This window comes from Aeromonas sp. R6-1 (assembly GCF_040908165.1).
GTDB classification, from domain to species: domain Bacteria; phylum Pseudomonadota; class Gammaproteobacteria; order Enterobacterales; family Aeromonadaceae; genus Aeromonas; species Aeromonas caviae.
The window spans coordinates 1-25,260 of the sequence record NZ_JBFODF010000043.1 but is presented as its reverse complement, the minus strand read 5'-3'; the positions used below and the strand labels follow the sequence as shown (position 1 = coordinate 25,260).

Annotated in this window: 22 protein-coding genes and 1 riboswitch; of the genes, 11 read left to right on the top strand and 11 right to left on the bottom strand. The window is 61.9% G+C overall.

What is annotated here, in order from left to right; translation table 11 throughout:
• Nucleotides 1–280 precede the first annotated feature (280 nt).
• On the top strand, nt 281–1,483 hold the full coding sequence (locus AB5Y68_RS13400) for an acetate kinase (RefSeq protein ID WP_010673162.1): 1,203 nt from the start codon (nt 281–283) through the stop codon (nt 1,481–1,483).
• A gap of 70 nt (nt 1,484–1,553) precedes the next feature.
• The gene (gene pta / locus AB5Y68_RS13395) at nt 1,554–3,707 is read left to right on the top strand and encodes a phosphate acetyltransferase (protein ID WP_041214580.1); all 2,154 of its coding nucleotides are present in this window, start codon (nt 1,554–1,556) and stop codon (nt 3,705–3,707) included.
• Nucleotides 3,708–4,185: 478 nt separating this feature from the next.
• Here the strand turns inward: pta and ilvN are convergent, their stop codons facing one another.
• The 6 genes from ilvN to AB5Y68_RS13365 all read right to left on the bottom strand — a co-directional run bounded on the left by ilvN (nt 4,186) and on the right by AB5Y68_RS13365 (nt 9,335).
• On the bottom strand, nt 4,186–4,680 hold the full coding sequence (gene ilvN, locus AB5Y68_RS13390; protein ID WP_010673160.1) for an acetolactate synthase small subunit: 495 nt from the start codon (nt 4,678–4,680) through the stop codon (nt 4,186–4,188).
• On the bottom strand, nt 4,680–6,398 hold the full coding sequence (locus tag AB5Y68_RS13385) for an acetolactate synthase 3 large subunit (protein ID WP_039041176.1): 1,719 nt from the start codon (nt 6,396–6,398) through the stop codon (nt 4,680–4,682). Before AB5Y68_RS13385 ends, ilvN begins: the two co-directional genes overlap by 1 nt.
• A gap of 390 nt (nt 6,399–6,788) precedes the next feature.
• Nucleotides 6,789–6,941: a hypothetical protein gene (locus AB5Y68_RS13380; protein ID WP_010673158.1), complete on the bottom strand. Its 153-nt coding sequence runs from the start codon at nt 6,939–6,941 to the stop codon at nt 6,789–6,791.
• A gap of 35 nt (nt 6,942–6,976) precedes the next feature.
• Entirely contained in the window at nt 6,977–8,086 is a 1,110-nt protein-coding gene (locus tag AB5Y68_RS13375) for an MJ1255/VC2487 family glycosyltransferase (protein ID WP_029313827.1), read from the bottom strand.
• Entirely contained in the window at nt 8,083–8,586 is a 504-nt protein-coding gene (locus AB5Y68_RS13370; protein WP_039041177.1) for a phosphatase PAP2 family protein, read from the bottom strand. The genes AB5Y68_RS13375 and AB5Y68_RS13370 overlap by 4 nt, the downstream gene beginning before the upstream one ends.
• 125 nt (nt 8,587–8,711) lie before the next feature.
• Nucleotides 8,712–9,335, bottom strand: coding sequence for a TetR/AcrR family transcriptional regulator (locus AB5Y68_RS13365; RefSeq protein WP_010673155.1), 624 nt, complete (start codon nt 9,333–9,335; stop codon nt 8,712–8,714).
• A gap of 405 nt (nt 9,336–9,740) precedes the next feature.
• Between AB5Y68_RS13365 and leuA the strand changes: the two genes are divergently transcribed.
• The 5 genes from leuA (at nt 9,741) to AB5Y68_RS13340 (ending at nt 15,588) form a co-directional block, all read left to right on the top strand.
• Nucleotides 9,741–11,303 carry a 2-isopropylmalate synthase gene (gene leuA, locus AB5Y68_RS13360; protein WP_010673154.1) on the top strand — a complete coding sequence of 521 codons (1,563 nt, stop codon included), beginning with the start codon at nt 9,741–9,743 and terminating at the stop codon, nt 11,301–11,303.
• 111 nt (nt 11,304–11,414) lie between these two features.
• Nucleotides 11,415–12,500: a 3-isopropylmalate dehydrogenase gene (gene leuB / locus AB5Y68_RS13355; RefSeq protein ID WP_039041178.1), complete on the top strand. Its 1,086-nt coding sequence runs from the start codon at nt 11,415–11,417 to the stop codon at nt 12,498–12,500.
• Nucleotides 12,501–12,532: 32 nt separating this feature from the next.
• Nucleotides 12,533–13,930, top strand: coding sequence for a 3-isopropylmalate dehydratase large subunit (gene leuC / locus AB5Y68_RS13350; RefSeq protein WP_039041179.1), 1,398 nt, complete (start codon nt 12,533–12,535; stop codon nt 13,928–13,930).
• A gap of 16 nt (nt 13,931–13,946) precedes the next feature.
• On the top strand, nt 13,947–14,546 hold the full coding sequence (leuD, locus tag AB5Y68_RS13345; protein ID WP_039041180.1) for a 3-isopropylmalate dehydratase small subunit: 600 nt from the start codon (nt 13,947–13,949) through the stop codon (nt 14,544–14,546).
• A gap of 112 nt (nt 14,547–14,658) precedes the next feature.
• Nucleotides 14,659–15,588, top strand: coding sequence for a hypothetical protein (locus AB5Y68_RS13340; RefSeq protein ID WP_039041181.1), 930 nt, complete (start codon nt 14,659–14,661; stop codon nt 15,586–15,588).
• A gap of 51 nt (nt 15,589–15,639) precedes the next feature.
• Here AB5Y68_RS13340 and AB5Y68_RS13335 read toward each other — a convergent pair whose 3' ends face one another.
• Nucleotides 15,640–15,930 carry a PilZ domain-containing protein gene (locus AB5Y68_RS13335; RefSeq protein ID WP_039041182.1) on the bottom strand — a complete coding sequence of 97 codons (291 nt, stop codon included), beginning with the start codon at nt 15,928–15,930 and terminating at the stop codon, nt 15,640–15,642.
• A gap of 91 nt (nt 15,931–16,021) precedes the next feature.
• A riboswitch (TPP riboswitch) is annotated at nt 16,022–16,112 on the top strand.
• An 83-nt stretch (nt 16,113–16,195) separates the two neighbouring features.
• On the opposite strand from AB5Y68_RS13335, the gene thiB reads away from it, so the two are divergent.
• The 4 genes from thiB to AB5Y68_RS13315 all read left to right on the top strand — a co-directional run bounded on the left by thiB (nt 16,196) and on the right by AB5Y68_RS13315 (nt 19,809).
• Complete coding sequence (gene thiB / locus AB5Y68_RS13330) at nt 16,196–17,176, top strand: thiamine ABC transporter substrate binding subunit (protein WP_039041183.1); 981 nt, start codon at nt 16,196–16,198, stop codon at nt 17,174–17,176.
• The gene (thiP, locus tag AB5Y68_RS13325; protein WP_042016674.1) at nt 17,152–18,780 is read left to right on the top strand and encodes a thiamine/thiamine pyrophosphate ABC transporter permease; all 1,629 of its coding nucleotides are present in this window, start codon (nt 17,152–17,154) and stop codon (nt 18,778–18,780) included. Before thiB ends, thiP begins: the two co-directional genes overlap by 25 nt.
• Nucleotides 18,781–18,921: 141 nt before the next feature.
• Entirely contained in the window at nt 18,922–19,632 is a 711-nt protein-coding gene (thiQ, locus tag AB5Y68_RS13320) for a thiamine ABC transporter ATP-binding protein (RefSeq protein WP_039041185.1), read from the top strand.
• Between the two features lie 15 nt (nt 19,633–19,647).
• Nucleotides 19,648–19,809, top strand: coding sequence for a hypothetical protein (locus AB5Y68_RS13315; protein ID WP_200886035.1), 162 nt, complete (start codon nt 19,648–19,650; stop codon nt 19,807–19,809).
• A gap of 66 nt (nt 19,810–19,875) precedes the next feature.
• On the opposite strand, the gene AB5Y68_RS13310 is transcribed toward AB5Y68_RS13315, so the two are convergent.
• The 4 genes from AB5Y68_RS13310 to AB5Y68_RS13295 all read right to left on the bottom strand — a co-directional run bounded on the left by AB5Y68_RS13310 (nt 19,876) and on the right by AB5Y68_RS13295 (nt 24,950).
• On the bottom strand, nt 19,876–21,246 hold the full coding sequence (locus tag AB5Y68_RS13310; RefSeq protein WP_010673145.1) for a PhoH family protein: 1,371 nt from the start codon (nt 21,244–21,246) through the stop codon (nt 19,876–19,878).
• A gap of 206 nt (nt 21,247–21,452) precedes the next feature.
• Nucleotides 21,453–22,136: an NrdJb gene (locus tag AB5Y68_RS13305; protein WP_039041186.1), complete on the bottom strand. Its 684-nt coding sequence runs from the start codon at nt 22,134–22,136 to the stop codon at nt 21,453–21,455.
• Nucleotides 22,137–22,145: 9 nt separating this feature from the next.
• Nucleotides 22,146–24,293, bottom strand: coding sequence for an adenosylcobalamin-dependent ribonucleoside-diphosphate reductase (locus AB5Y68_RS13300; protein ID WP_010673143.1), 2,148 nt, complete (start codon nt 24,291–24,293; stop codon nt 22,146–22,148).
• A gap of 204 nt (nt 24,294–24,497) precedes the next feature.
• Entirely contained in the window at nt 24,498–24,950 is a 453-nt protein-coding gene (locus AB5Y68_RS13295; RefSeq protein ID WP_029313820.1) for a pullulanase, read from the bottom strand.
• Nucleotides 24,951–25,260 lie beyond the last annotated feature (310 nt).

Genomic DNA, 25,260 nt, shown 5'->3' with positions numbered 1-25,260 from the left:
AACGCATTAACGGCAAAACCTCGACAATATTTGAGAGGCAATAACAAAGGTTGAGGATGACTTTGTTATTTTTCAACAATCAGGTTATCCTTTGTACGCCCATTTTTACGCAGGGGCACGGCCACTGACCAGTCAGGGACGTCTGAATTTCGGGTCTTGTATCACTATACAAGGGGCAAGCAACAGATTGCCAACCCTCATAAGGATAAGTTGATAGTTTTTGGACGCACCGCGTCCGGCGCATCCTCCAACCCAACCCAATCTGCGATAGGATTTATTCATGAGTAAGCTGGTTCTTGTTCTTAACTGTGGCAGCTCGTCCCTGAAGTTTGCTGTCATTGACGCAACCACCGGTGATGACCTGCTGTCCGGCCTGGCCGAATGCTTCAACCTCGACGACGCCCGCATCAAGTGGAAGCTGAACGGCGAGAAAGGCAACGCTGATCTGGGTGCCGGTGCCGCTCACCAGGAAGCGCTGGACTTCATCGTTCACAAGATCCTGCCGCTCAACCCGGAACTGTCCAAGAACCTGATCGCCATCGGCCACCGCGTGGTACACGGCGGCGAGCGTTTCACCTCCTCCGTTCGCATCTGTGATGACGTCATTGCCGGCATCGAAGCCGCCATTCCTTACGCACCGCTGCACAACCCGGCTCACCTGATCGGTATCCGTGCCGCCCTGAAGGTCTTCCCGGAACTGGCCGAGAAGAACGTCGCCGTGTTCGACACCGCCTTCCACCAGACCATGCCGGAAGAAGCCTTCCTGTACGCCCTGCCGTACAAGCTCTACAAAGAGAACGGCATCCGTCGCTACGGCGCCCACGGCACCAGCCACTACTACATCAGCCTGGAAGCGGCCAAGCAGCTGAACAAGCCGGTGGAAGAGCTCAACATCATCAACTGCCACCTGGGCAACGGCGGCTCCGTCTGCGCCATCAAGAATGGCCAGTCCGTCGACACCTCCATGGGCCTGACCCCGCTGGAAGGCCTGGTGATGGGTACCCGTTCCGGTGACATCGATCCGGCCATCATCTTCTTCCTGCACGACAAGCTGGGCATGAGCGTTGCCGAAATCAACACCATGCTGACCAAGGAATCCGGCCTGCAGGGTCTGACCGAAGTCACCTCCGACTGCCGTTTCGTTGAAGACAACTACGACAGCAAGGAAGAAGCCAAGCGCGCCATGGACGTGTACTGCTACCGTCTGGCCAAGTACATCGGTGCCTACGCCGCCGCCATGGACGGTCGTCTGGACGCCGTGGTCTTCACCGGCGGCATCGGCGAGAACTCCGCCCCGATCCGTGAGATCACCCTGAACAAGCTGGGCCTGCTGGGCTTTGACGTCGACCACGACGCCAACCTGAAGGCTCGCTTCGGCAAGGGCGGCGAGATCACCAAGGCTGGTTCCACCAAGGCCCTGGTTATCCCGACCAACGAAGAGTGGGTCATCGCCCACGACGCGCTGGAACTGGTCGGCGCATAAATTAGCTGTAGAGCAAGGCCGCCCCAGGGCGGCCTTTTCCTGATCCCAAAAAATGAACAAGGGGTAATAAGTGGCACGCACTATTATGCTCATCCCGGTCGGCACTGGTGTCGGCGTAACCTCCGTGAGTCTTGGCGTCGTTCGCGCCATGGAACGTCACGGTGTCAATGTCAGCTTCTTCAAACCGGTCGCCCAGCCGCGTCCGGGTGAAACCGGTACCGAGCGCTCCACCGCCGTGATCCGCGCCGCTGCCAACATCAACCCGCCCGAGCCGTTCGCCCTCTCCTACGCCGAGAACATGATCACCTCCAGCAACACCGACATCCTGCTGGAAGAGATCGTGGCCCGCTTCGAAGAGCACGTGAAGACCAGCGGCGCCGAAGTGGTGGTGATCGAGGGCCTGGTTCCGACCGACAAGCAACCCTTTGCCAACAAGCTGAACTACGACGTCGCCAAGGCGCTGGATGCCGACATGGTGTTCGTGACCCATCCGGGCAACGACTCCAGCCAGAAGCTCAAAGAGCGCATCGAGCTGGCCTGCTCCAACTTCGGTGGCGTCAACAACCCGCGCATCGTGGGCTGCGTCATCAACAAGGTGGGTGCCCCGGTTGACGAGCACGGCGTGACCCGTCCCGACCTGACCGAGATGTTCGAAGCGCACCACCACGGCGCCGATACCGGCCACAACCTGGAAGTGCTGCAGGTCTTCGGCAAGAGTCCGCTGCGCATCCTCGGCTGCATCCCCTGGAACACCCAGCTGATCGCACCGCGCGCCAAGGATCTCGCCAAGCACCTGGCCGCCAAGATCATCAACAAGGGTGAGCTGGAAAGCCGCCGCCTGCAGACCGTGACCTTCTGCGCCCGCTCCATCCACAACATGATCGAGCACTTCCGTCCGGGCAGCCTGCTGGTCACCTCCGGCGACCGTTCCGACGTCATCGTCTCCGCCTGCCTGTCCGCCATGAACGGCGTCAAGCTGGGTGCCCTGCTGCTGACCGGCAACTACCATCCGGAACCCCAGGTGATGGCCCTGTGCCAACAGGCCATGGCCACCGGTCTGCCGATCATGATCACCGGCACCAACACCTGGCAGACCGCTGTCAGCCTGCAGAACTTCAACGTCGACATCCCGGAAGATGACCGCGAGCGTATCGAGCTGGTGCAGGACTACGTTGCTGGTCACATCGACAAGCACTGGATCGAGTCTCTCTCCGCCAAGTCCACCCGCTCCCGTCGCCTGAGCCCGCCGGCTTTCCGCTATCAGCTGACCGAGCTGGCCCGTCAGGCCAACAAGCGCGTCGTGCTGCCGGAAGGGGAAGAGCCGCGCACCATCAAGGCGGCCGCCATCTGTGCCGAGCGCGGTATCGCCCGTCCGGTGCTGCTGGGCAACCCGGATGAGATCCGTCGTGTTGCCGAACAGCAGGGCGTAGTACTGACCGACCGCGTCGAGATCATCGATCCGGTTGCCGTGCGCGAGCGCTATGTGGCTCGTCTGGTCGAGCTGCGCAAGAACAAGGGCATGACCGAAGTGGTTGCCCGCGAGCAGCTGGAAGACAACGTGGTACTGGGTACCATGATGCTGGAGCGCAATGAAGTTGACGGTCTGGTATCCGGCGCCGTGCACACCACTGCCAACACCATCCGTCCGCCGATGCAGATCATCAAGACCGCCCCGGGCTCTTCCCTGATCTCCTCCATCTTCTTCATGCTGCTGCCGGATCAGGTGCTGGTCTACGGTGACTGCGCCATCAACCCGGATCCCACCGCCGAGCAGCTGGCCGAGATCGCCATCCAGTCCGCCGACTCCGCTGCCGCCTTCGGCATCGAGCCGCGCGTGGCCATGATCTCCTACTCCACCGGCACCTCCGGCGCCGGCGCGGATGTGGAGAAGGTGCGTGAAGCGACCGAGCTGGCCAAGGCCAAGCGTCCAGACCTCATCATCGACGGCCCGCTGCAGTACGATGCGGCCATCATGGAGAACGTCGCCAAGTCCAAGGCACCGAACTCCCCGGTTGCCGGCAAGGCCACCGTCTTCGTGTTCCCGGATCTGAACACCGGCAACACCACCTACAAGGCGGTACAGCGCTCCGCAGAGCTGGTCTCCATCGGCCCCATGCTGCAAGGCATGCGCAAGCCGGTCAACGACCTCTCTCGCGGCGCCCTGGTGGACGACATCGTCTACACCATCGCCCTGACCGGTATCCAGGCAGCCCAGGCCGAGTAATCGACCCGCAGTCCGATACAATGAAAAACCCGCCGAGAGGCGGGTTTTTTTATGGCTCGCGCCCAGAAATGTTGATCCGCTAGATCAGGTCGGGATCCCGTCCGGATCCACGGACAGATCCGCGTTCCGTCCTTGGCAAGGCTCGAGGGATAAGCAAACGCTCACACCCTCGCCAGGGGATTGCACAAATGCGATCCAGCCAGGATCAAATTGAAATATCCCTTTAAGATCATGCGACTAACGCCAGACACACCGCTAATCTACAGAGTTTTCCACAGCTTTTGTGGATAGTTTACCGATCATTTGAAAGAAAATGACAGGTGAAGCCCCTCCCTTCCCCCTTCTCTTTCACCCCCTCGATAACCTCCTGATGCTGTGGCCAGCATCCCTACCGGCGCCCCCACTTGCCCGCAACGCTGCCAGACACGAAAAAGGGCTCCGAAGAGCCCTTGAACAGCTATTTTCACATCCGGCCACATCAGGGACGCAGGGATTTGTCCGCCCGGGAGATGCCACAGACACCGGAGCGCACCACTTCGATGATCTCGTTGGTCTGGGCAGCCGTCTTGATGAAGGCGTCCAGCTTTTCGCTGGTCCCGACGAGCTGCACCGTGTAGAGCTCGGGGGTGACGTCGACGATCTGGCCACGGAAGATGTCCGCCAGCCGCTTCAGTTCGTCACGGGCACCACCGGCGGCGCGCGCCTTGACCAGCGCGATCTCCCGCTCGATGTGCTCCCCTTCGCTGAGATCGCACACCTTGAGCACGTCCACCAGCTTGTGCAGCTGCTTCTGGATCTGCTCCAGCACCCGTTCATCCCCCATGGTGACGATGGTCATGCGGGACAGGGTGGGATCCTCGGTGGGGGCCACCGTCAGGGTCTCGATGTTGTAGCCGCGCTGGGAGAAGAGGCCTACCACACGGCTCAGGGCGCCGGATTCGTTCTCCAGCAGAACGGAAATTATATGTCTCATCAGGTTCTCTCCGTCTTGCTCAGCCACATCTCGTCCATGGCACCAAATTTGATCTGCATCGGATAGACGTGCTCGTCCGGATCGACCGAGATGTCCATGAACACCAGTCTGTCCTTCATGGCAAAGGCCTTCTCCATGGCGCTCTCCAGCTCCGCCGGATCGCTCACCGCGATGCCGACGTGGCCATAGGCTTCCGCCAGCTTGACGAAATCAGGCAGGGATTCCATGTAGGAGTGGCTGTGGCGGCCACCGTAGAACATCTTCTGCCACTGCTTGACCATCCCCAGCGCACGGTTGTTGATGGAGATGATCTTGATGGGCACCCCGTACTGCATGCAGGTAGAGAGCTCCTGGATGTTCATCTGCACCGAGCCGTCGCCGGTGACACAGCAGACCACGGCTTCCGGGTTGGCAAACTGGGCCCCCATGGCGGCGGGAATGCCAAAGCCCATGGTGCCGAGACCGCCAGAGTTGATCCACTGGCGCGGCTTGGCAAACGGGTAGTAGAGAGCGGCAAACATCTGGTGCTGACCCACGTCGGAGGCGACGAACGCCTCCCCCTTGGTCACCTTGTAGAGAGTCTCGATGACCTGCTGCGGCTTGATCAGCGTGGGATGGGTCTCGTAGGCCAGGCAGTTGCGGGAGCGCCACTGGTTGATCTGCTCCCACCAGTCCGCCAGCGCCTGCTTGTCGTTGTCAAAACCGCACTCGCGGATCACTTCCAGCATCTGTTCCAGCACGGTTTCCACCGAGCCGACGATGGGCACATGGGCCTGTACCGTCTTGGAGATGGAGGTGGGGTCGATGTCGATGTGGACTATGGTGGCGTTGGGGCAGAACTTGCTGACATTGTTGGTCACGCGATCATCGAAGCGGGCACCCACGGCGAAGATGAGATCCGCGTTGTGCATGCTCTTGTTCGCTTCGAAGGTGCCGTGCATGCCGAGCATGCCGATGAATTGCGGATGGGTGCCGGAGAAGGCGCCCAGCCCCATGAGCGTGGTAGTCACCGGCAGGTTCAGCAGCTCCGCCAGCTTGGTCACCAGGTGATCAGCATTGGCGTTGATGGCGCCGCCACCCACGTACATGACCGGGCGGCTCGCCTCGGTCAGCAGCTTGGCAGCCCGCTTGATCTGGCCCTTGTGTCCGGCCTTGGTCGGATTGTAGGAGCGCAGGGAAACGGACTCGGGATACTGATAGGGGAACTTCTCTTTCGGATTCTGCACGTCTTTGGGCAGATCCACCACCACGGGCCCCGGGCGGCCACTGGCGGCAATGTAATAGGCCTTCTTGATGGCCTCGGGAATGTCGCTGGCTTTCTTGCACAGGAAGCTGTGCTTCACCACCGGGCGGGAGATGCCGATCATGTCGGTCTCCTGGAACGCATCCTCCCCGATCATGCTGGTCGGCACCTGGCCGGACAGGATCACCAGGGGAATGGAATCCATGTAGGCGGTGGCGATCCCCGTGATGCAGTTGGTGGCGCCGGGACCCGAGGTCACCAGCACAGTGCCCACCTTGCCGGTGGAGCGGGCGTAACCGTCCGCCATGTGCACTGCGGCCTGCTCATGCCGCACCAGGACATGCTCCATCTTGCCGTTTTCGAAGAGAGCGTCATAGATGTCGAGCACTGAGCCACCAGGGTAGCCGAAAACGTGTTCCACTCCCTGATCTTCCAGCGCTCTAACCACCATCTGGGCGCCTGATAACATCTCCATGATAAAGCCCTCCAGGCTTTGCTCCGTTAAGCGAAAGCTATCGACAGTCCGCTGCTTCCCGGCAGCGCCGATCCGAGTCTTGTTGTTGTCTGCAGGCAGATCAGGCGAGTTCGGAGCCGTCGATAGTAGAAAAATAGGGGTTTTCCATCATTCACCCGAAAAGCGGGTGAAAAACCAACTTAACCCGCCCGTGAACGCTTGTCCACGGCTTTGTCTGGCCATAACAGTCATAAATTTCAAACAGCTATTAACATTCAGTGACTTGGCCACCAGACGGGCAACAAAGAGGGGCCCTGGGGGGAACAACCAGCGGATCATGCTGCCCGCGTCGGTCAGGAACAAAATAAACGGCCCACCCCGAGGGGGTGGGCCGTCAAAAACTGGCTGGTTTCACTGCTCGTCTTCGGGTTCTGCCAGCCAGATCTGCTGATCCGGATCCGTCTCTTCGCAGACCGAGATGCTGACACCCATGTCGAGCAGCTCATGCAGGGTGAGATTGTCTGCCAGGGTCATGGTGTCGCCGTTTTCATTGGTAAAGCGCATGGTGTCCGTCCTCTCCGTGGTGGGATCGACTCAGTTTAGTCAAAGGCGCTGAGTTGGGATAACCAGGGACGCTCCTGGCCGGTACGGCTGGCAAGCTCCCCCAGGCTGTCACACACCTCCTCCGGAAAGAGAGTCCTGCCCCAGAGGCGGCGGGAGAGCGCCCCCACCTCCTCCCCGGCCCCGGCCAACAACCAGTCGGCCAGCTCTCCTGCCACATCGGGATAGCGTACCCTGCCAGGAGAAGGGGCCTCCAGCCAGCTTCGCACCGCATTGGCATCCAGGCTGTCCATCAACTGGGCCAGCCCCATCAGCTCCAGGGTCCTGCCGTTGGTCAACTGCTCGAACTGGCCACCCAGGGGTTTGACCAGCAGCTTCTTGCCAAGGGAGAGCGCCTCGGAGGCAAGCTCGAATCCCGCATTGCTGATGACCCCGCGACAACCGGCCAGCGCCAGCTTGAACCCCTCTCTGGCCTGAGGTTCAAAGCGGATGTTGCGCCACTCGCTACGCTTGCGCACCTCGGGATGGAAGCAGATGAACGACTGCGTGCTGAAACGCGACAACAGGGCCGCGATCGTCTCTGTCTGCTCGAATGGCAGATAGACCAGGATCTGCTGGTTGTCCGGCACCGGCTCGAGGGGATCGACGATGGGAGGCAGCAGGGGCTGGCCGAAATGGAACCAGTGCAGCCCCAGGGACTGGCGTACCGGCGCAAAATGGCGCATCAGCTGGCGGTTGAAGCCGCTCTCTCCCCAGCGCGGGATCGGCCAGTCGAAGCTCGCCTGATGGCTGATGGTGAGGCTGGGTTTGCCCCAGCGGCGAGCAGCATGGGCACTGAGCGGCTCGAAGTCGCTGATGACCAGATCGTACTCGCGACAATCGAGGGCACGCAGATCTTGCCAGAAACGCAGGGGAGAGAGTCCCTTGAGGGTGCGCCAGCCCGAGATGCGCCCCTGATGGCTGGCGAAAGTGATACCGGGGAAGGTGCGATAATCCCCGAACTCCCCCATCTCGAAGTAGCCGTCGGCGGCGCGCCCGCTGAACAGATAGTCCACCGCCACGCCCCTGCTCTTCAATGCGCGCGCCAGGGTCCGGCTGCGACTGATGTGGCCGTTGCCGGTCCCCTGAACGCCGAACAGTATCCTCATCCCTGGCTCCAACCCAGCGCCCAGAGGGCGCAACCACCGCCAAGCAGCGCCCCGGCCACCAGATCGCTCAGATAATGCACCCCGAGCAGCAGGCGGGAGGCGCCCACCAGCGCGGCCCAGACAAACAGCAGCGGTGCCCAGAGCGGGAAACTGGCGGCCAGTACGGTCGCCATCAGAAAGGCGGCCGCGGTATGGCCCGAGGGCAGGCTGTAACGATCCGACGGGGTGATGAAGACAGGCAGCCCTGCCGGGCGCTGGCGTTTGAGAGCATTCTTGAGCAGCAGGTAGAGCGGCAACTCGAGGGCAAACGCCCAGAGCGCCACCCTGACCGCCTCCTGCCCGGCGCTCCCCTGCCACCAGAGCAGGCAGGCCGCCACGGCATAGAGGGGGCCGTCACCGGTACGGGAGACAAGCCGGCTTATCCTGGCCTGCGGCTGATTGTAGGGGTGGAGCAGGCAGACACGGCACACCCGCAGGTCCCATTGCTGGATCTTGTTCATCACGGCCCTCCCTTGCATCCTGAGTGCAGACTAGGAGGGCGGCATGACACTTCGTTGACGCCCAGATAACAGATTGATGAAAAAAAGGGCCCAGGGGCCCTTTTTCATCCGTCATCCCGAAAAAGTCAGTTCAGGGCACCGCGCAGGCCGTTTTCCATCAGGCGGCAGTTGTGGGCCGCGAGGCGGCTCATGAAGTGCTCGTCCACCGTCAGACCAAACACCTGTTCGTAGAGATCCTTCATCACGAAAGGCTGCCACATCATGCTGAGGAAGGAGATCTTCAGCATCTCGGGGTCCAGGTTGTCCGCCAGCTGGCCGTTGGAGCGCATGGATTCGAGCAGGGCATCGAACTGGGGAAGTTGGCGATCCAGCAGGCGGCTCAGCACAAAATCACGCCCCGGGCTCTTTTCAGTGGACAATGCGCTGGAGATGGCGGAGGTCAGCTCGCTGTTGGGCGCCATCACCTGATAGTAGGTATTGAGCAGATCGGTCAGGCTGCGGTTGCTGCTCTCGTCGTGCCAGGCTTGCTCGAGGGGCTCGGCCACATCCCCCAGCACCGCCTTGTAGAGGCCTTCCTTGCTGCCGAAGTAGTAGTGGATCATCGCCAGATTGGAGCCTGCCAGCTCGGCAATCTCGCGGGTCGTCACCTTGCTGTAGGGGGTGTTGAGAAAACGTTCGCGTGCGGCGGCAAGCAGCTTGTCACGAATGTCGGAACGTCCGACTGGACGGCCAGGTCTGCGTTTTTCCATGGAATACCTCAGATAATTCAGCAAGGGCTGATAAGTCGATCTGATTGTGCGGGTGATCGAGTACAGCAGGAATGACCAGATAATCAGGCATGAACCGAATATGGGACAAGAGAATTTGCACTCCTTTACAATCCGATTAAATAAACCAGTGGATTGAACCTGTCCATTCCGGTTGACACAGCATAAAAATCTCGTTATTGGTAGTAGCGTTATCGACTGGAAGGATTGAGACATCATGCGTATTGCCGCTCCGCTACTACTGCTCTCCCTAATCGCGACTCCTCGCGCGGGATCCTTGTAGCCGGGCTAAGGCATAGCCGGAATTTACAGAAACCCGTGCACCCCGCACGGGTTTTTTTATGCCATGCAGGATGCACGCAGCGAACTTAGGAAGAGGGAAGTCACATGTCAGATCGGGTCATCATATTCGACACCACCTTGCGTGATGGTGAGCAGGCGCTGTCGGCCAGCTTGACGGTCAAGGAGAAGCTGCAGATCGCCCAGGCGCTGGAGCGGCTCGGTGTCGATATCATGGAAGTGGGTTTCCCCGTCTCCTCCCCCGGCGATTTTCAATCGGTTCAGACCATCGCCCGCCACATCAAGAACAGCCGGGTCTGCGCCCTGGCTCGCGCCCTGCAAAAAGACATCGATGCCGCCGGCGAAGCCTTGAAAGTGGCAGAGGCGTTTCGCATCCATACCTTCATCTCCACCTCGTCCATCCACGTGGAGAGCAAGCTGAAAAAGAGCTTCGAAGACGTGCTGGAGATGGGGGTCGGTGCCATCAAGCACGCCTTGCGCTACACCGATGACGTGGAGTTCTCCTGCGAAGATGCGGGCCGCACCCCGATAGACAACCTGTGCCGCATGGTGGAAGCCGCCATCAAGGCCGGCGCCCGCACCATCAACATTCCTGACACCGTGGGCTACACGGTGCCGACCGAATTCTCCGGCATCATCCACACCCTGTTCAACCGGGTACCCAACATCGACAAGGCCATCATCTCGGTGCACTGCCACGACGATCTGGGCCTCTCGGTGGCCAACTCCATCAGTGCCGTGCAGATGGGGGCCCGCCAGATCGAGTGCACCATCAACGGCATCGGCGAGCGTGCTGGCAACTGCTCTCTGGAAGAGGTCGCGATGATCCTGAAAACCCGCGCCGACCTGCTCGGGGTACACACCAACATCCGCCACAGCGAGATCCACCGCACCAGCACCCTCGTCAGTCAAATCTGCAACATGCCGGTGCAGCCCAACAAGGCCATCGTCGGCGCCAACGCCTTCTCCCACAGCTCAGGCATCCATCAGGATGGCGTGCTCAAGGCGAAGAACACCTATGAAATCATCACCCCCGAGAGCATCGGTCTCACCCAGAACAACCTCAACATGACCTCCCGCTCCGGCCGCCACGTCATCAAGCACCGGATGGAGTCCATGGGCTACGCCGAGAGCAGCTACGACCTCGACGATCTCTACGCCAAGTTCCTCACCCTGGCCGACAAGAAGGGCCAGGTGTTCGACTACGACCTGGAGGCCCTCGCCTTCTTCAGCCAGATCCACGAGGAGCCCGAGCACTTCAAGCTGGAGTACCTCGGCGTGCAGAGCGGCAGCTCGGTGCTCGCCACCGCCTCGGTCAAGCTCAAGGTAGGCCAGGATCTGGTGTGCGAGGCCGCCACCGGCAACGGCCCGGTGGATGCGGTCTACCAGTGCATCAACCGCATCACCGGCTACGAGATCCGCATCGATAAATACGAACTCAAGGGCAAGGGCGAGGGCAAGAACGCCCTCGGCCAGGTGGACATCGTCGCCGAGTACAAGGGGCGCAAGTTCCACGGCATGGGGCTGGCCACTGACATCATCGAATCCTCGGCCCAGGCCCTGGTCCACGTGATCAACAGCATCTGGCGCGCGGACCAGGTCGCCGAGCAGATGGAGCGCAACCACACCATCAAATCGGAAACCGTCTGAGCCCGCCGCCGGACAAGATGACAGCATGACATGGGGAGGACCGGGGCCAGGGCAGTGGCCCGGACCGGCCTCCCGGATGAAACGGAATCACACTATCAAGACGGAGAGAGTATGAGCAGTTATCGGATCGCAGTATTGCCGGGTGACGGCATTGGCCCGGAAGTGATGGCAGAGGCCATCAAGGTACTGGAAAAGGTGCAGACCAAATTCGGCTTCTCCCTCGACTATGACCGTCACGACGTCGGCGGCATCGCCATCGACAACCACGGCACACCGCTGCCCCAGAGCACGATCAAAGGCTGCGAAGCGGCCGATGCGGTGCTGTTCGGGTCGGTGGGTGGCCCCAAGTGGGAGCACCTGCCGCCCAACGATCAGCCGGAGCGCGGTGCCCTGCTGCCCCTGCGTGCCCACTTCAAACTGTTCTGCAACCTGCGCCCGGCCCGCATCTACACCGGTCTGGAGCAGTTCTCCCCGCTGCGTGCCGACATCTCCGATCGCGGTTTTGACATCGCCTGCGTGCGCGAGCTGACCGGCGGCATCTATTTCGGCCAGCCCAAGGGGCGTGAAGGGGAAGGCGCCACCGAGAAGGCCTTCGACACCGAGGTGTACCACCGCTTCGAGATCGAGCGCATCGCCAAGATAGCGTTTGAATCGGCCCGGGTGCGCAAGTCCAGGGTCACCTCCATCGACAAGGCCAACGTGCTCGCCTCCTCCATCCTGTGGCGCGAGGTGGTGACCGAGGTCGCCAAGTCCTACCCGGACGTGGCCCTGAACCACATGTACATCGACAACGCCACCATGCAGCTCATCAAGGATCCGTCCCAGTTCGACGTGCTGCTCTGCTCCAACCTGTTCGGTGACATCCTCTCCGACGAGTGCGCCATGATCACCGGCTCCATGGGCCTGCTCCCCTCAGCCAGCCTCAACGAATCCGGCTTCGGCCTGTTCGAGCCGGCCGGTGGCTCGGCCCCGGATATCGCCGGCAAGGGGATTGCGAATCCCATCGCCCAGATCCTCTCCGCCGCCCTGATGCTGCGTTACAGTCTCGGCCAGGAAGCCGCCGCCCAGGCCATCGAGCAGGCCGTGGCCCAGACCCTGGCAGAAGGCTATTTCACCGCCGACCTGCATCAGGCCAGCGCCACGCACCCGGTGCAGAGCACGGCCGACATGGGCAGCCAGATCGCCGCGCGCATCTGATCCCACGGCATCGATAACAAGGAAACCGAGCAATGTCCAAGACCCTCTATCAGAAAGTGTTCGACGCCCACGTGGTCCGGGAAGTGGAAGGGGAAACCCCTCTCATCTACATCGACCGTCACCTGGTGCATGAAGTGACCAGCCCCCAGGCATTCGACGGCCTGCGCGCCATGAACCGCCAGCTGCGTCGCCCGGATCTGACCTGGGCCACCATGGATCACAACGTCTCCACCACCACCAAGGACATCGCCGCCTCCGGCGAGATGGCCCGCATCCAGATGGAGACGCTCGCCGCCAACTGCAAGGCGTTCGGGGTTCGTCTCTATGACTTGAACCACAAGTACCAGGGCATCGTCCACGTGATGGGCCCCGAGCTCGGCATCACATTGCCCGGCACCACCATCGTCTGCGGTGACTCCCACACCGCCACCCACGGCGCCTTCGGGTCGCTCGCATTCGGTATCGGCACCTCCGAAGTGGAACACGTGATGGCCACCCAGACCCTGAAACAGGGCCGTGCCAGGACCATGCGTATCTCTGTCAACGGCAAGCTGGCCGCAGGTATCAGCGCCAAAGACGTGGTGCTCGCCATCATCGGCAAGGTGGGTCATGCAGGCGGGACCGGCTACGTGGTGGAGTTCGCCGGTGAAGCCATCGAGGGGCTCACCATGGAAGGGCGCATGACGGTGTGCAACATGGCCATCGAGCTCGGCGCCAAAGCGGGCATGATTGCCCCCGACCAGACCACCATCGACTACATCCGTGGCAAGGAGTTCGCTCCCAAGGGGGAGGCGCTGGAACAGGCCATCGCCTACTGGCTGACCCTCAAGAGCGACGAAGGTGCCCACTTCGACGCCGAAGTGGTGCTCAACGCCGCCGACATCGCCCCGCAAGTGACCTGGGGCACCAACCCGGGCCAGGTGATTGCCGTCAATGAGCCCATCCCTGCACCGGAATCCTTCGCCGATCCGGTGGAGCAGCAGTCCGCCCGCAAGGCCCTCGCCTACATGGACCTGCAACCGGGCCAGAAGCTCTCCGACGTGGCCATCGACAAGGTGTTCATCGGTTCGTGCACCAACAGCCGCATCGAGGATCTGCGCGCTGCCGCCGCCATCGCCCGCGGTCGCAAGGTGGCCGCCGGGGTACAGGCCCTGGTGGTGCCGGGCTCCGAGCAGGTGAAGGCCCAGGCCGAGGCCGAGGGGCTGGACAAGATCTTCATCGAGGCAGGCTTTGAGTGGCGTTTGCCCGGCTGCTCCATGTGTCTGGCCATGAACAACGACCGGCTGCAACCGGGGGAGCGCTGCGCCTCCACCAGCAACCGCAACTTCGAGGGGCGTCAGGGTCGTGCCGGTCGCACCCACCTGGTGAGCCCGGCCATGGCCGCCGCCGCCGCCGTCACCGGCCGCTTCGCCGACATTCGTGCGCTGTAACGACAAGGAGAACATGATGACAGGTTTCAAACAGCATAAAGGGATCGTCGTTCCCCTCGACAGCGCCAACGTCGACACCGACGCCATCATTCCCAAGCAGTTCCTGCAGAAGGTCAACCGCATCGGCTTTGGCAAGCACCTGTTCCACGACTGGCGCTTCCTGGACGATGCAGGGGAGCAGCCCAACCCGGAGTTCGTGCTGAACAAGCCGCAATTCGCCGGTGCCAGCATCCTGTTGGCCCGCGAAAACTTCGGTTGCGGCTCGAGTCGCGAGCACGCCCCCTGGGCGCTGGCGGACTACGGCTTCAAGACCATGATCGCTCCGAGCTTTGCCGACATCTTCTACGGCAACGCCATCAACAACGGCATGGTGCCGGTTCGTCTGAAGGAGGAGGAGGTCGACGCCCTGTTCCAGCTGGTCGCCGCCCAGCCGGGTATCGAGATCGAAGTGGATCTGGAGGCCAACCAGGTGCGTGCAGGCAGCCTCACGTTCGGCTTCGAAATCGACGAGTTCCGTCGCTACTGTCTGCTCAACGGGCTGGATGCCATCGGTCTGACCCTGCAGCACGAGGCCGCCATCAGCGCCTTCGAGGCGAAGCAGCCAAGCTGGATTTGACGAGCCTGCGACAATAAAGCGAGTAGAATCAACAGGGAGCCGAGGCTCCCTGTTTTATTGTCGGGTCGCTGTACAAAGCCCGCCACCTCTGCATGTCCGACAGGAGACACCTATGTCCGCAAGGGGCGCCCTTTCATTGCTCTGCCTGCTGCTCAGCCTCCCGGCCCTGGGCGGGCAGACCTCTTTCACCAACAGTGGCGGTCAGCTCAACGTTGGCTGGCAGGACAGGGAGGGCAAGGCGCAGCAGCTCAGCTACCGGCTGGAGGCGGGCAAGCTGCCCCCTCTCATCGCTTACCGTCCGGCCAGGATGCAGGAAGACGTACTGCAAAGCCTGCTGCAACAGGCCCCCCTGGCGTTCCCCGAGGTGCAGTTCTCCCTCGTGCGCCCCGCGATGAGCCTCAGCATCAAGAGCCGCAACGCCGACAAGGCGCGGGAAGCCTCCCAATGGGTCAAGCCCGAGCAGGCCAAACTGGAGGCTGCCTGGCTCACGCAGCACTACTTCCAGCCCTTCACTGCCCCCGACGGCGCTCCCGCCATCAAGCAGGATCATGTGCGCATCGCCCTGGAGAGCCGGGACGAACTGGCCCCGTTGATGGAGCAGCTCAAGCAGGAAGGGGCCACCGAGACCGAGGCGCGCCAGAAGACGGTGGCCCACATGCTCGACTTCATCCAGGCCATCCCCTATCAACTGCTCGACAGCCAGTCGGGCCGCTCTGGCAAGGGGTTTCTGAGCCCGCGCCAGGTGCTGGAGCAGAACCGGGGGGATTGCGACAGCAAGGTGACCCTGATGGCCGCCCTGCTGGCCCAGGGGTATCCCGATCTCAAGCAGGCCATGGTGTTCGTGCCGGGACACGCCCTGCTGGGGGTGGCCCTGCCAGCCAAACCGGGAGACGCCACCTTGAGCCGGGCGGGGGAGACCTACCTCCTGATGGAGCCGACCGGCCCGGCCCAGCTGCCCATGGGCCAGCTCGCCCCCACCAGCAAGACGCTGGTCGACAGCGGTCAGTTGAGCGTGCAGCCGGTGCAGGATGAGGGGAAATGAGACAGGCCAGCCCATGGCTGGCCTGTCTCGAGGAGGACGGGCACCCGGGTCTCAGGTGAGGGAGAGAAACTCCAGCGCCAGCAGGAGGCCGTCTTCTTCCTCCAGCACCCGCACGATGCGAGCCTGGGCCTCGAAGGGAGGCAGAAGATTGCTGCTGGTCGCCAGGCTCACCCGGATGGGCTGGGCCAGATCGAACGCGTGCTTGTTCACCTCGACGCCCATGCCGTTGGCGCTGAGATCCCGGCAGACCCCCTCCAGCACCTGCTGATGCTGGAACAGGGTGACGGGGGCATTGATGACCATGCGCTGGAAGGCACGTCTTTCCTTGGTGCTGGTGATCACTGGGGACTTCCTCCTTGGTGGTGGCTCGCACGATGCGGCCCGTGAAACATAGTGCTGGCCTCCCCCCAGGAACGCCAATACAATGCGATGCGTTGCTCAAACGGGGTGCGGTTTACCGCTGAGATTATACCCGTGAACCTGATCCAGATAATGCTGGCGGAGGAATTTGAGGCATGGCGCGCGTTTTTTGTGCCCTCATCCGCCGGCGCTCACCACACGCGAGGTGCCATTGATGAGCACCCCGATACCCACAGGAGTGCCATTGATGAAGACCCTGCTGCTGATCGCCACCAGCCTGCTCTCTGCCCAGGCGTTTGCCGCCGACACCCTCACCGTCTACACCTACGGCTCCTTCGCCGCCGAATGGGGGCCGGGTCCCAAGATCAAGCAGGCCTTCGAGAAGGAGTGCGGCTGCACCCTCAATCTGGTACCCCTCGAGGATGGCGTCGCCATCCTCAACCGCCTGCGGCTAGAAGGCCAGCACAGCAAGGCCGACATGGTGCTGGGGCTGGACGATGCCCTCATCAGCGAAGCCAAGCAGAGCGGCCTGTTCGCCCCCCATTCCACCAGGCTCGATGGCCTCAAGGTACCGGGTGGCTGGCAGGACGACACCTTTGTCCCCTATGACTACGGCTACTTCGCCTTCGTCTATGACAGCAACAAGCTCAAGCAGCCCCCCAAGAGCCTGAAGGAGCTGGTGGCACGTCCCGATATCAAGGTGATCTATCAGGATCCCCGCACCTCCACCCCGGGTCAGGGCCTGATGCTCTGGATGAAGTCGGTCTACGGGGATGAGGCACCGACCGCCTGGGCGCAACTGGCCAAAAAGACGGTCACCGTCACCAAGGGGTGGTCAGAGGCCTACGGCATGTTCCTCGACGGCGAGGCGGACATGGTGCTCTCCTACACCACCTCCCCCGCCTATCACCTGATTGCCGAGAGCAAACCCCAGTACCGGGCGGCCGCGTTCGAGGAGGGTCACTACCGCCAGGTGGAAGTAGCAGCCAAGCTCAAGGGCGCCACACAGGGCAAACTGGCTGACCAGTTCCTGCAATTCATGGTGAGCCCCGCCTTCCAGAACGAGATCCCCGGCGGCAACTGGATGTATCCGGTGACAGACGTGGCGCTGCCCAAGGGGTTCGAACAGATGATCACCGTAGCTAAGCCACTCACCTTCAGCTCTGACGAGGTGGCCGCCGACCGCAAGGGGTGGATCCGCGAATGGCTGCAAGCCGTCACCCAGTGAGTTCAGGTCGTCGCACCCTCTGGTGGCTGCCCGGCAGTGCAGCCACCCTGGTCATCCTGCTGCTCTCCATTGGGCCGCTGGTCGCCCTGTTGTGGCAGGCGGGGGCCCTCTCCCCCCGCGCCCTGCTAGGCGATCCCTACCTGCGCCACGTGCTGGGTTTCAGCCTCTGGCAGGCACTGCTCTCCACCCTGCTGAGCCTGGGGCTTGCCATCCCGGTGGCCAGAGCCCTGGCGCGACGCCGTTTCACCGGACGCCGCCTGCTGCTCAAGCTATTCGGCCTCTCCCTGGTGTTGCCGGTCATCATCGCCATCTTCGGCATGGTGGCGGTGCACGGTCGTCAGGGCTGGCTGCCGCAACTGCTGCACGGCCTGGGCCTGGATCCCGGCAACTACCTCTACGGCCTGTTCGGCATCCTGCTGGCCCATGTCTTCTTCAACATGCCGCTGGCCGCCCGCCTCATCCTGCAGAGCATAGAGAGCATCCCAGAGTCCTCCTGGCGCCTCGCCAGCCAGCTCGGCATGCGCTCCTCCCACATCTTCCGGCTGCTGGAGTGGCCGCTCATCCGCGGCATCTTGCCGGGGCTCGCCAGCCTCATCTTCATGCTCTGCTTCACCAGCTTCACCACAGTGCTGGCGCTCGGGGGCGGCCCCAAGTCCACCACACTGGAGGTGGCCGTCTACCAGGCGCTGCGTTTTGACTTCGATCTCGCCACCGCTGGCGGGCTCGCCCTGGTGCAACTGCTGCTGACCCTGGCCCTGCTCCTGCTGCAACACAAGCTGCAGACCACCCCGGCCAGTCGCCTCACCAGCCGTCGCCCCTGCCTGCGTCCCGACAGACACCAGAAGGGCAGCGCTCTGGTGGATGGCCTGGCCCTGACCATGGGGCTCGCCATCTTCCTGCCGCCCCTGCTGGCCATCGTGGTCGCCGGGTTCAACCCCGGTCTGCTGGCGGCGCTCGGCTCACCCCGGCTGTGGCAGGCAGGGGGGCAGTCCCTGGGCATAGCCCTGGCGGCAGGCTCCCTGGCCACTTTGCTCGGCGCCGGGCTGCTGCTCACCAGCCGGCATCTGAGGGTGCGGGATCGCAAACGGCGGGCCGCCGCCCTGTGGGAGGCCAGCGGCTCCATGATCCTGATGATCCCGGCGGTGGTGCTCTCCACCGGCCTCTTCATCCTGTTCATGCCCTTCACCGACGTCTTTGCCCTGGGCCCCTGGCTGGTGGTGCTGGTCAACGCCCTGATGGCGCTGCCCTATGTGCTGCGCACTCTCTCGGCCCCCATGCAACTGGTGGTGCGCCAGTACGATAGGCTGGCGGACAGCCTGGGGGTGCGCGGCCTGCATCGCCTGCGCCTGGTGGAGTGGCCCCTGCTGCGCCGTCCGCTGGCCCTGGCCATGGCGCTCTCGATGATATTGTCCCTAGGGGATCTCGGGGCCATCGCCATGTTCGGCAGCCAGACCCTCACTACCCTGCCCTGGCTGCTCTATCAGCAGCTCGGCAGCTACCGGCTGACCGAGGCGGCCGCCACCGCCCTGCTGCTGCTCACCCTCTGCTTCTCCCTGTTCTGGCTGGTGGAGCGGGGACTGGGAGGCAGGCATGTGGATCACTGATCCCCGGCGGCATTGCCGCCTCCCCGCCCCCAGGATCCGGCTGGGCACGTCCCTGGGGCGCCCCTTGGGGCAGTCACTCACGCTGCCTTTCATCAATTTTTCTTACTTGTTGTTCTATAAAACGACATTCAGGAGCCAAACATGCTGGTAATTGAGGAACTGGTCACCAGTTATCCCGACTGGCAGGTGACCTTCAGTGCGACCTTGCCCAAAGGGGAGATCACCGCCCTCATCGGTCCGAGCGGCGCCGGCAAGTCCACCCTGCTCGGCATGATCGCGGGCTTCGTGCCGGTGGAGTCGGGCACCCTCACCTTCGACGGCCAGGATCTGCTGTCACTGGGCCCCGCCGAGCGCCCGGTCACCACCCTGTTCCAGGATCACAACCTCTTCCTGCACCTGTCGGTGTTCGACAACATCGCCATCGGCCTGCATCCCGGCCTGCGCTTGAATCCGGCCCAGAAAAGGCTGGTGCAGGAGGCCGCTGACAAGGTGGGCCTGGGGGAGATGCTGACGCGCCTGCCGGAGCAGCTCTCCGGCGGCCAGCAGCAGCGGGTGGGGCTGGCCCGCGCCCTGGTGCGGGGCAGGCCGCTGCTGCTGCTGGACGAGCCCTTCTCGGCCCTCGATCCGGCCCTGCGGCGGGAGATGCTGGCGGAGGTCGCCCGCCTCGCCTGCGAGCAGGGCATCACCGTGCTGATGGTCTCTCACAACCCCGAGGATGCCCAGCTCATCGCCGATCAGGTGCTCTTCATCGACGCGGGACGCATCGCCTTGCAGGGCAAGCCGGATATTCTGCACAGCAGCGATCACCCCGGGCTGCTGCGCTACCTGGGCCGCGCGCTGGCGCCACAGTGAAGGGCTGACAAGCTGATGGTCTCTCCCTGTCGTTCCCAGGACGATGCCCAGCTCATCGCCGATCAGGTGCTCTTCATCGACGCGGGGCGCATAGCCTTGCAGGGCATGCCGGATATCCTGCACAGCAGCGATCACCCGGGGCTGCTGCGCGACCTGGGCCGACCGAAAGAGGCATGAGATAGGCGGGATCAAAAAAGGGGAAGCCGTCCGGCTTCCCCTTTCTCATGCAGAGATCCCGTCAAATCAGAGGTTTTCCTCGGCAAACGAAGCCAGCCGGCTGCGCACCACCCCGTTCAGGAAGATGTTGGCACTGCCGTCGAAATCCTTGAACCGCTCGACGATGTAGGTCAGCCCCGAGGTCACCGGGCTCAGGTAGTTGGAGTCTATTTGAGCCAGGTTGCCGGAGCAGACGATCTTGGTCCCCTCCCCGCAGCGGGTGATGATGGTCTTGATCTGGGACGCGGTCAGGTTCTGGCACTCATCCAGCAGCACGAAGGTGTTCTGGATGCTGCGCCCGCGCATGAAGTTGACCGATTTGAACTGGATGTTGGCCTTCTCCATGATGTAGCTGAGGGACCCGCTCATGTTCTCGTCCTGCTTGTGCAGCACCTCCAGGGTGTCGGTCACCGCCGCCAGCCAGGGCATCATCTTCTCTTCTTCGGTCCCGGGCAGGAAGCCGATGCTCTCGGCAATTTCCGGGGTATTGCGGGTGACGATCACCTTCTCGTAGATCCCCTTCTCGATCACCAGCTCCAGCGCCGCCGCCATGGCGAGCAGGGTCTTGCCGCAGCCCGCCGGGCCGGTCAGGATCACCAGGTCGATGTGCGGATCCAGCAGGGCATCCAGCGCCATGCCCTGATAGACGTTCTTGGGATGCACTCCCCAGGCCTTGCGGGACATCAGCCGCTCGCGGCCGAGATCTTTCAGGCGGATCTTGTTGCCGTCGTGGCTCAGCACCCGCGCGGCAAAGAAGTTCTCCTCGTCCAGGAGGTACTGGTTGACGTGGACTCCCTCCAGCAGGTTGGCATCGATGACGTGGACCGTATCGCGGCCATGGGTTTCGCTGTCGCACTCACCGACCCGCTCCCAGAAGCTGCCGGGCACCACCTGGAAGCCCTTGGCGAGCAGGCGGATGTCGTCGATGAGCTGGTCGCTGCGGTAATCCTCCACATGGGCAAGACCTGCTCCCTTGGCCTTGAGGCGCATGTTGATGTCTTTGGTGACCAGCACCACCTGACGCTTCATCTCGTGCTTTTGCAGGTAGAGGGCGGCGTTGATGATGCGGTTGTCCGCCTCCTTGTCGGTGAACACCTCGGCATCCTGGGGCAGATGGTGATCGCTGAAGATGGAGATACGGCCGCTCGCCTCGCCGGCCAGTGCCACTCCTTGCACTATCTGCTCCGGAGTCGCATCGCGGAACACATCTTCCAGGGCACGGATGGCGATGCGGGCATCACGGCTGACGTCCTTCTGGCGATCCTTGATGTTGTCGAGCTCTTCGAGCACCGTCATGGGGATGAGCACGTCGTGCTCTTTGAAGGAGTAGATGGCGAGGGGTTCGTGAAGCAGAACGTTGGTATCCAGGATAAACAGCTTTCGGTCCGTGTTGTCCATAAGCATCCTCCTTGGCACTGAAGGTGCCACGTGTGTGAATCTCAGATGTCATTGAAACCACACGGCCGTGACAGTTTTATTACCCCCAACGCTACGCCCGAATTTACCGGTGCGCAACAAATCGCTGCCATCATGGGCGTCGTTCGAACATAAAATCAGCAACGAAAAGGCCGGCATGTCGCCGGCCTTTGGTGGCAATCAGCCCCTCAACCGCACTTGGAATCCCCGCAATTGAGACAGGTCATGCAGCCATCCTTTTGCACCAGCGCCTTGGTGTGGCACTTGTAGCAGAGCACGGCACTGGGTGGGAAACCGCTGCCCGCCGGCTGTTCTTCTGCCTGTTGCTGTGCCTGCAATTGCGCCTGCTTCTCGGCCAGGAACGCCTGCTGGTGCTCGTCCAGCCCGGGCACCTTGAGCATGCCGATCTCGGTGAGATGGGTTTCGATCACGTTGCCAATTTCGGCGATGAGCGAAGGCACGTACTTGCCCTTGTTCCAGTACCCCCCCTTGGGATCGAACACGGAGCGCAACTCCTCCACCAGAAAGGTGACGTCCCCTCCCTTGCGAAACACCGCCGAGATGATGCGGGTCAGCGCCACTATCCACTGATAGTGCTCCAGGCTCTTGGAGTTGATGAAGATCTCGAACGGGCGCCGGGTCTCGTGCACCGTGCCCTCGTTGAGAATGATGTCGTTGATGGTGATGAACAGCGAGTGCTCGGAGACATGCTCCGGCGTCTTCAGCTTGTAGGTGGTGCCCATCAGCCGTTCCGGGCGCAGCACGGTTTCATGCATGTGCACCACGTCATCCTGGGGCGTCGGCGCATCTTGCGGCTCATCCCGGGTTTTTACCTTGTAGGCGACGATTTTTCTGTCGATCTTCTTGACCATGTCTCGTCCTCAGAACTTGCCGTAATAGCCTTCTTTCAAGGCGTCATAGAGGTTGGCGGCGGTGTGCAGCTCGCCATCGTATTCGATCTCCTCGTTCCCCTTCGCCGTGATGACGGTGCCATCTTCCAGGGTGAACTCGTAACTGGTGTTCTCCAGATCCTTCTCCTTCACCAGCACGCCCTGGAAGGCGGCCGGGTTGAAGCGGAAGGTGGTACAGCCCTTTAGGCCGGAGTCCGAGGCATAGAGGTAGATATCCTTGAACTGCTCGAACGGAAAATCGGTCGGCACGTTGGCGGTCTTGGAGATGGAGGAGTCAATCCAGCGCTGGGCCGCCGCCTGGATATCCACGTGCCCGGTCGGCGTGATGTCGTCCGCGGTGATGAAGTAATCCGGCAGGCGGCTACCTTCCTCCTCGGCATAGGGCATGGCGGCCGGGTTCACCAGCTCGCGATAGGCCAGCAGCTCGAAGGAGTAGACATCCACGCTCTCCTTGCTCTTCTTGCCCGGTTTGATGACATTGCGGCTGTAGTGGTGGGCAAAGCTCGGCTCGATGCCGTTGCTGGCGTTGTTGGCGAGCGACAGGGAGATGGTACCGGTCGGCGCTATGCTGCTGTGGTGGGTGAAGCGTCCGCCCACCTCGGCCAGCTCGGCTACCAGAGCGGGATCCACCTCGGCCACCTGCTGCATATAGCGGCTGTAGCGGGCATGCAACACCTTGCCCTTCACCTTGTCGCCGAGCTTGATGCCATCTGCCGCCATTTCGGGGCGCAGACGCAGCATCTTGCCGGTGACTTCGAACTCCTGCTCCATGATGGGGGCCGGCCCCTTCTCCTTCGCCAGACGCAGAGACTCCTGCCAGCCGGTCATCGCCAGCTCCTGGGAGACCTGTTCGGTGAAGGCGACGGAGGCCGCAGAGCCGTACTTGATGCGCAGCATGGTGAGGGTCGAGCCCAGCCCCAGGAAGCCCATGCCGTGGCGACGCTTGGCGGTGATCTCCTCGCGCTGCTTGGCCAGCGGCAGCTGGTTTATCTCCACCACGTTGTCGAGCATGCGGGTGAAGATGGCCACCACCTTGCGAAACGCGGGCCAGTCGAAGGCGGCCTGCTCGGTGAAGGGATCGCGCACGAAGGTGGTCAGGTTGACCGAGCCCAGCAGGCAGGCCCCATAGGGCGGCAGAGGCTGTTCACCGCAGGGGTTGGTGGCACGGATCTCTTCGCAGAACCAGTTGTTGTTCATCTGGTTCACCTTGTCGATCAGGATGAAACCGGGCTCCGCATAGTCGTAGGTAGAGGTCATGATGACGTTCCACAGCTTGCGCGCGGGCAGGGTCTTGTAGACCTTGCAGGCCACCTGGCCCAGCTCGTTGATCACCACACCCTCCTTGTTGGGCCAGTCCGCCCAGACCACCCTCGCAGGGTCATCCAGCGCGATGCCATCCTGCTCCACCTCCTTGGCTGTGTAGGGGAAGATCAGTTGCCAGGGGGCATCCTCCTTCACCGCACTGACGAACTCTTCCGTGATGAGCAGGGAGAGGTTGAATTGACGCAGGCGACCATCCTCCCGCTTGGCCTGGATGAACTCGACGACATCGGGGTGACGGATATCCATGGTGCCCATCTGGGCGCCACGACGGCCACCGGCAGAGGAGACGGTAAAGCACATCTTGTCGTAGATATCCATGAAGGAGAGCGGCCCGGAGGTATAGGCCCCCGCTCCCGAGACGAAGGCTCCGCGCGGTCGCAGGGTCGAGAAGTCGTAACCGATGCCGCAACCCGCCTTCAGGGTCAGCCCCGCCTCGTGCACCTTGCCGAGGATATCGTCCATCGAATCCTCAATGGTGCCGGAGACGGTGCAGTTGATGGTGGAGGTCGCCGGCTTGTGCTCAAACGCCCCGGCGTTGGAGGTGATACGGCCCGCCGGAATGGCACCATTGCGCAGGGCCCACAGGAAGGGTTCATACCAGGTGTCGGGTTCGCGCTCCTGCGCAGCCAGCGCGCGAGCGACACGCTGGTAGGTCTCGTCGATGGAGCCGTCGATGGGGGCGCCATCCTTGCTCTTGAGACGATACTTGCTGTCCCAGATCTCGAGAGACGTCTCCTGCAGAGGGATCTGGCGGCTGGCGGTGACGCCCTCCAGTACCGGAATGGATTTAGCCATGGTCAATCAACCTCCTGTGAATGGGACAATATCGTGACAAAAATACTACCAGTAGTAAATTTAAGGACTTAAAGCACAATATATTGTGATTTATCTGTCGTAAGGGCGCCGATTCTATCCTAAAAAAATGCCCCGGCCAGTAGATTTCTGGGCCAGGGCATTTAACCGGTTCAATTTCCGAGAGATTTAAAGCGAGAGACTATCTCAGGGTTTCTTGACGTATACGCTCGGTGTCTCACCCGCCATATTCAGATAGAACTCATAGACGCCATCCGCCTCGGGCGAGAACTTCATGTCCTCATACTTGGAGCACGGGTTGACCGGTACAGGTTCCCCGCCGAGCACGGCAACGCCATCGCTCGGGCTCTTGTAACCGAAGTTGGTGCCACAACTCCAGCCGGAGTCGGCAAACTTGAACTTGTAAGGAGCCCACTCTTTCTTGAGCGTCCCCTTGGCCATGTAGAGCTTGTCGGCAACCTTGACGACCTTGCTTTCGTCGGTGGCCATCCAGTCGTTCATCTCACCACGCAGGTAGATGGACTTGCCGCCGAAGTCGCTGTTGTCCGCCGCAGCCTGCTCTGCACCACCATTGGATGCGCAACCGCCTAATACCAGGGTTCCCGCCGCCAGCATCATCGTTACTGTTCTTTTGAACATGTGTCCATTCCTCAAATTATTGTGATTCCTTGGTCCATCGATGTGGACCCGGGAATTAAACCAGAGCAGGCATGACAAGAAAGGTAGAAGCATCACATTCTGTGCTTTTTATATCCAGAACGCGGGTCTTCGAATAGATATTGAGCAGAGACAGGCCACAAACACGTCGATATTGGCTGGGATGATGAATGCGAGTATCAGAAAACACGGCGGGAAACAGCACCATAGTGCCCGTTTGCCCTCCAGTGAGGGCTGAATTTCAGGCAATAAAAAACCCCGCTCGAGTGAGCGGGGTTTCTTGTATTGGGTG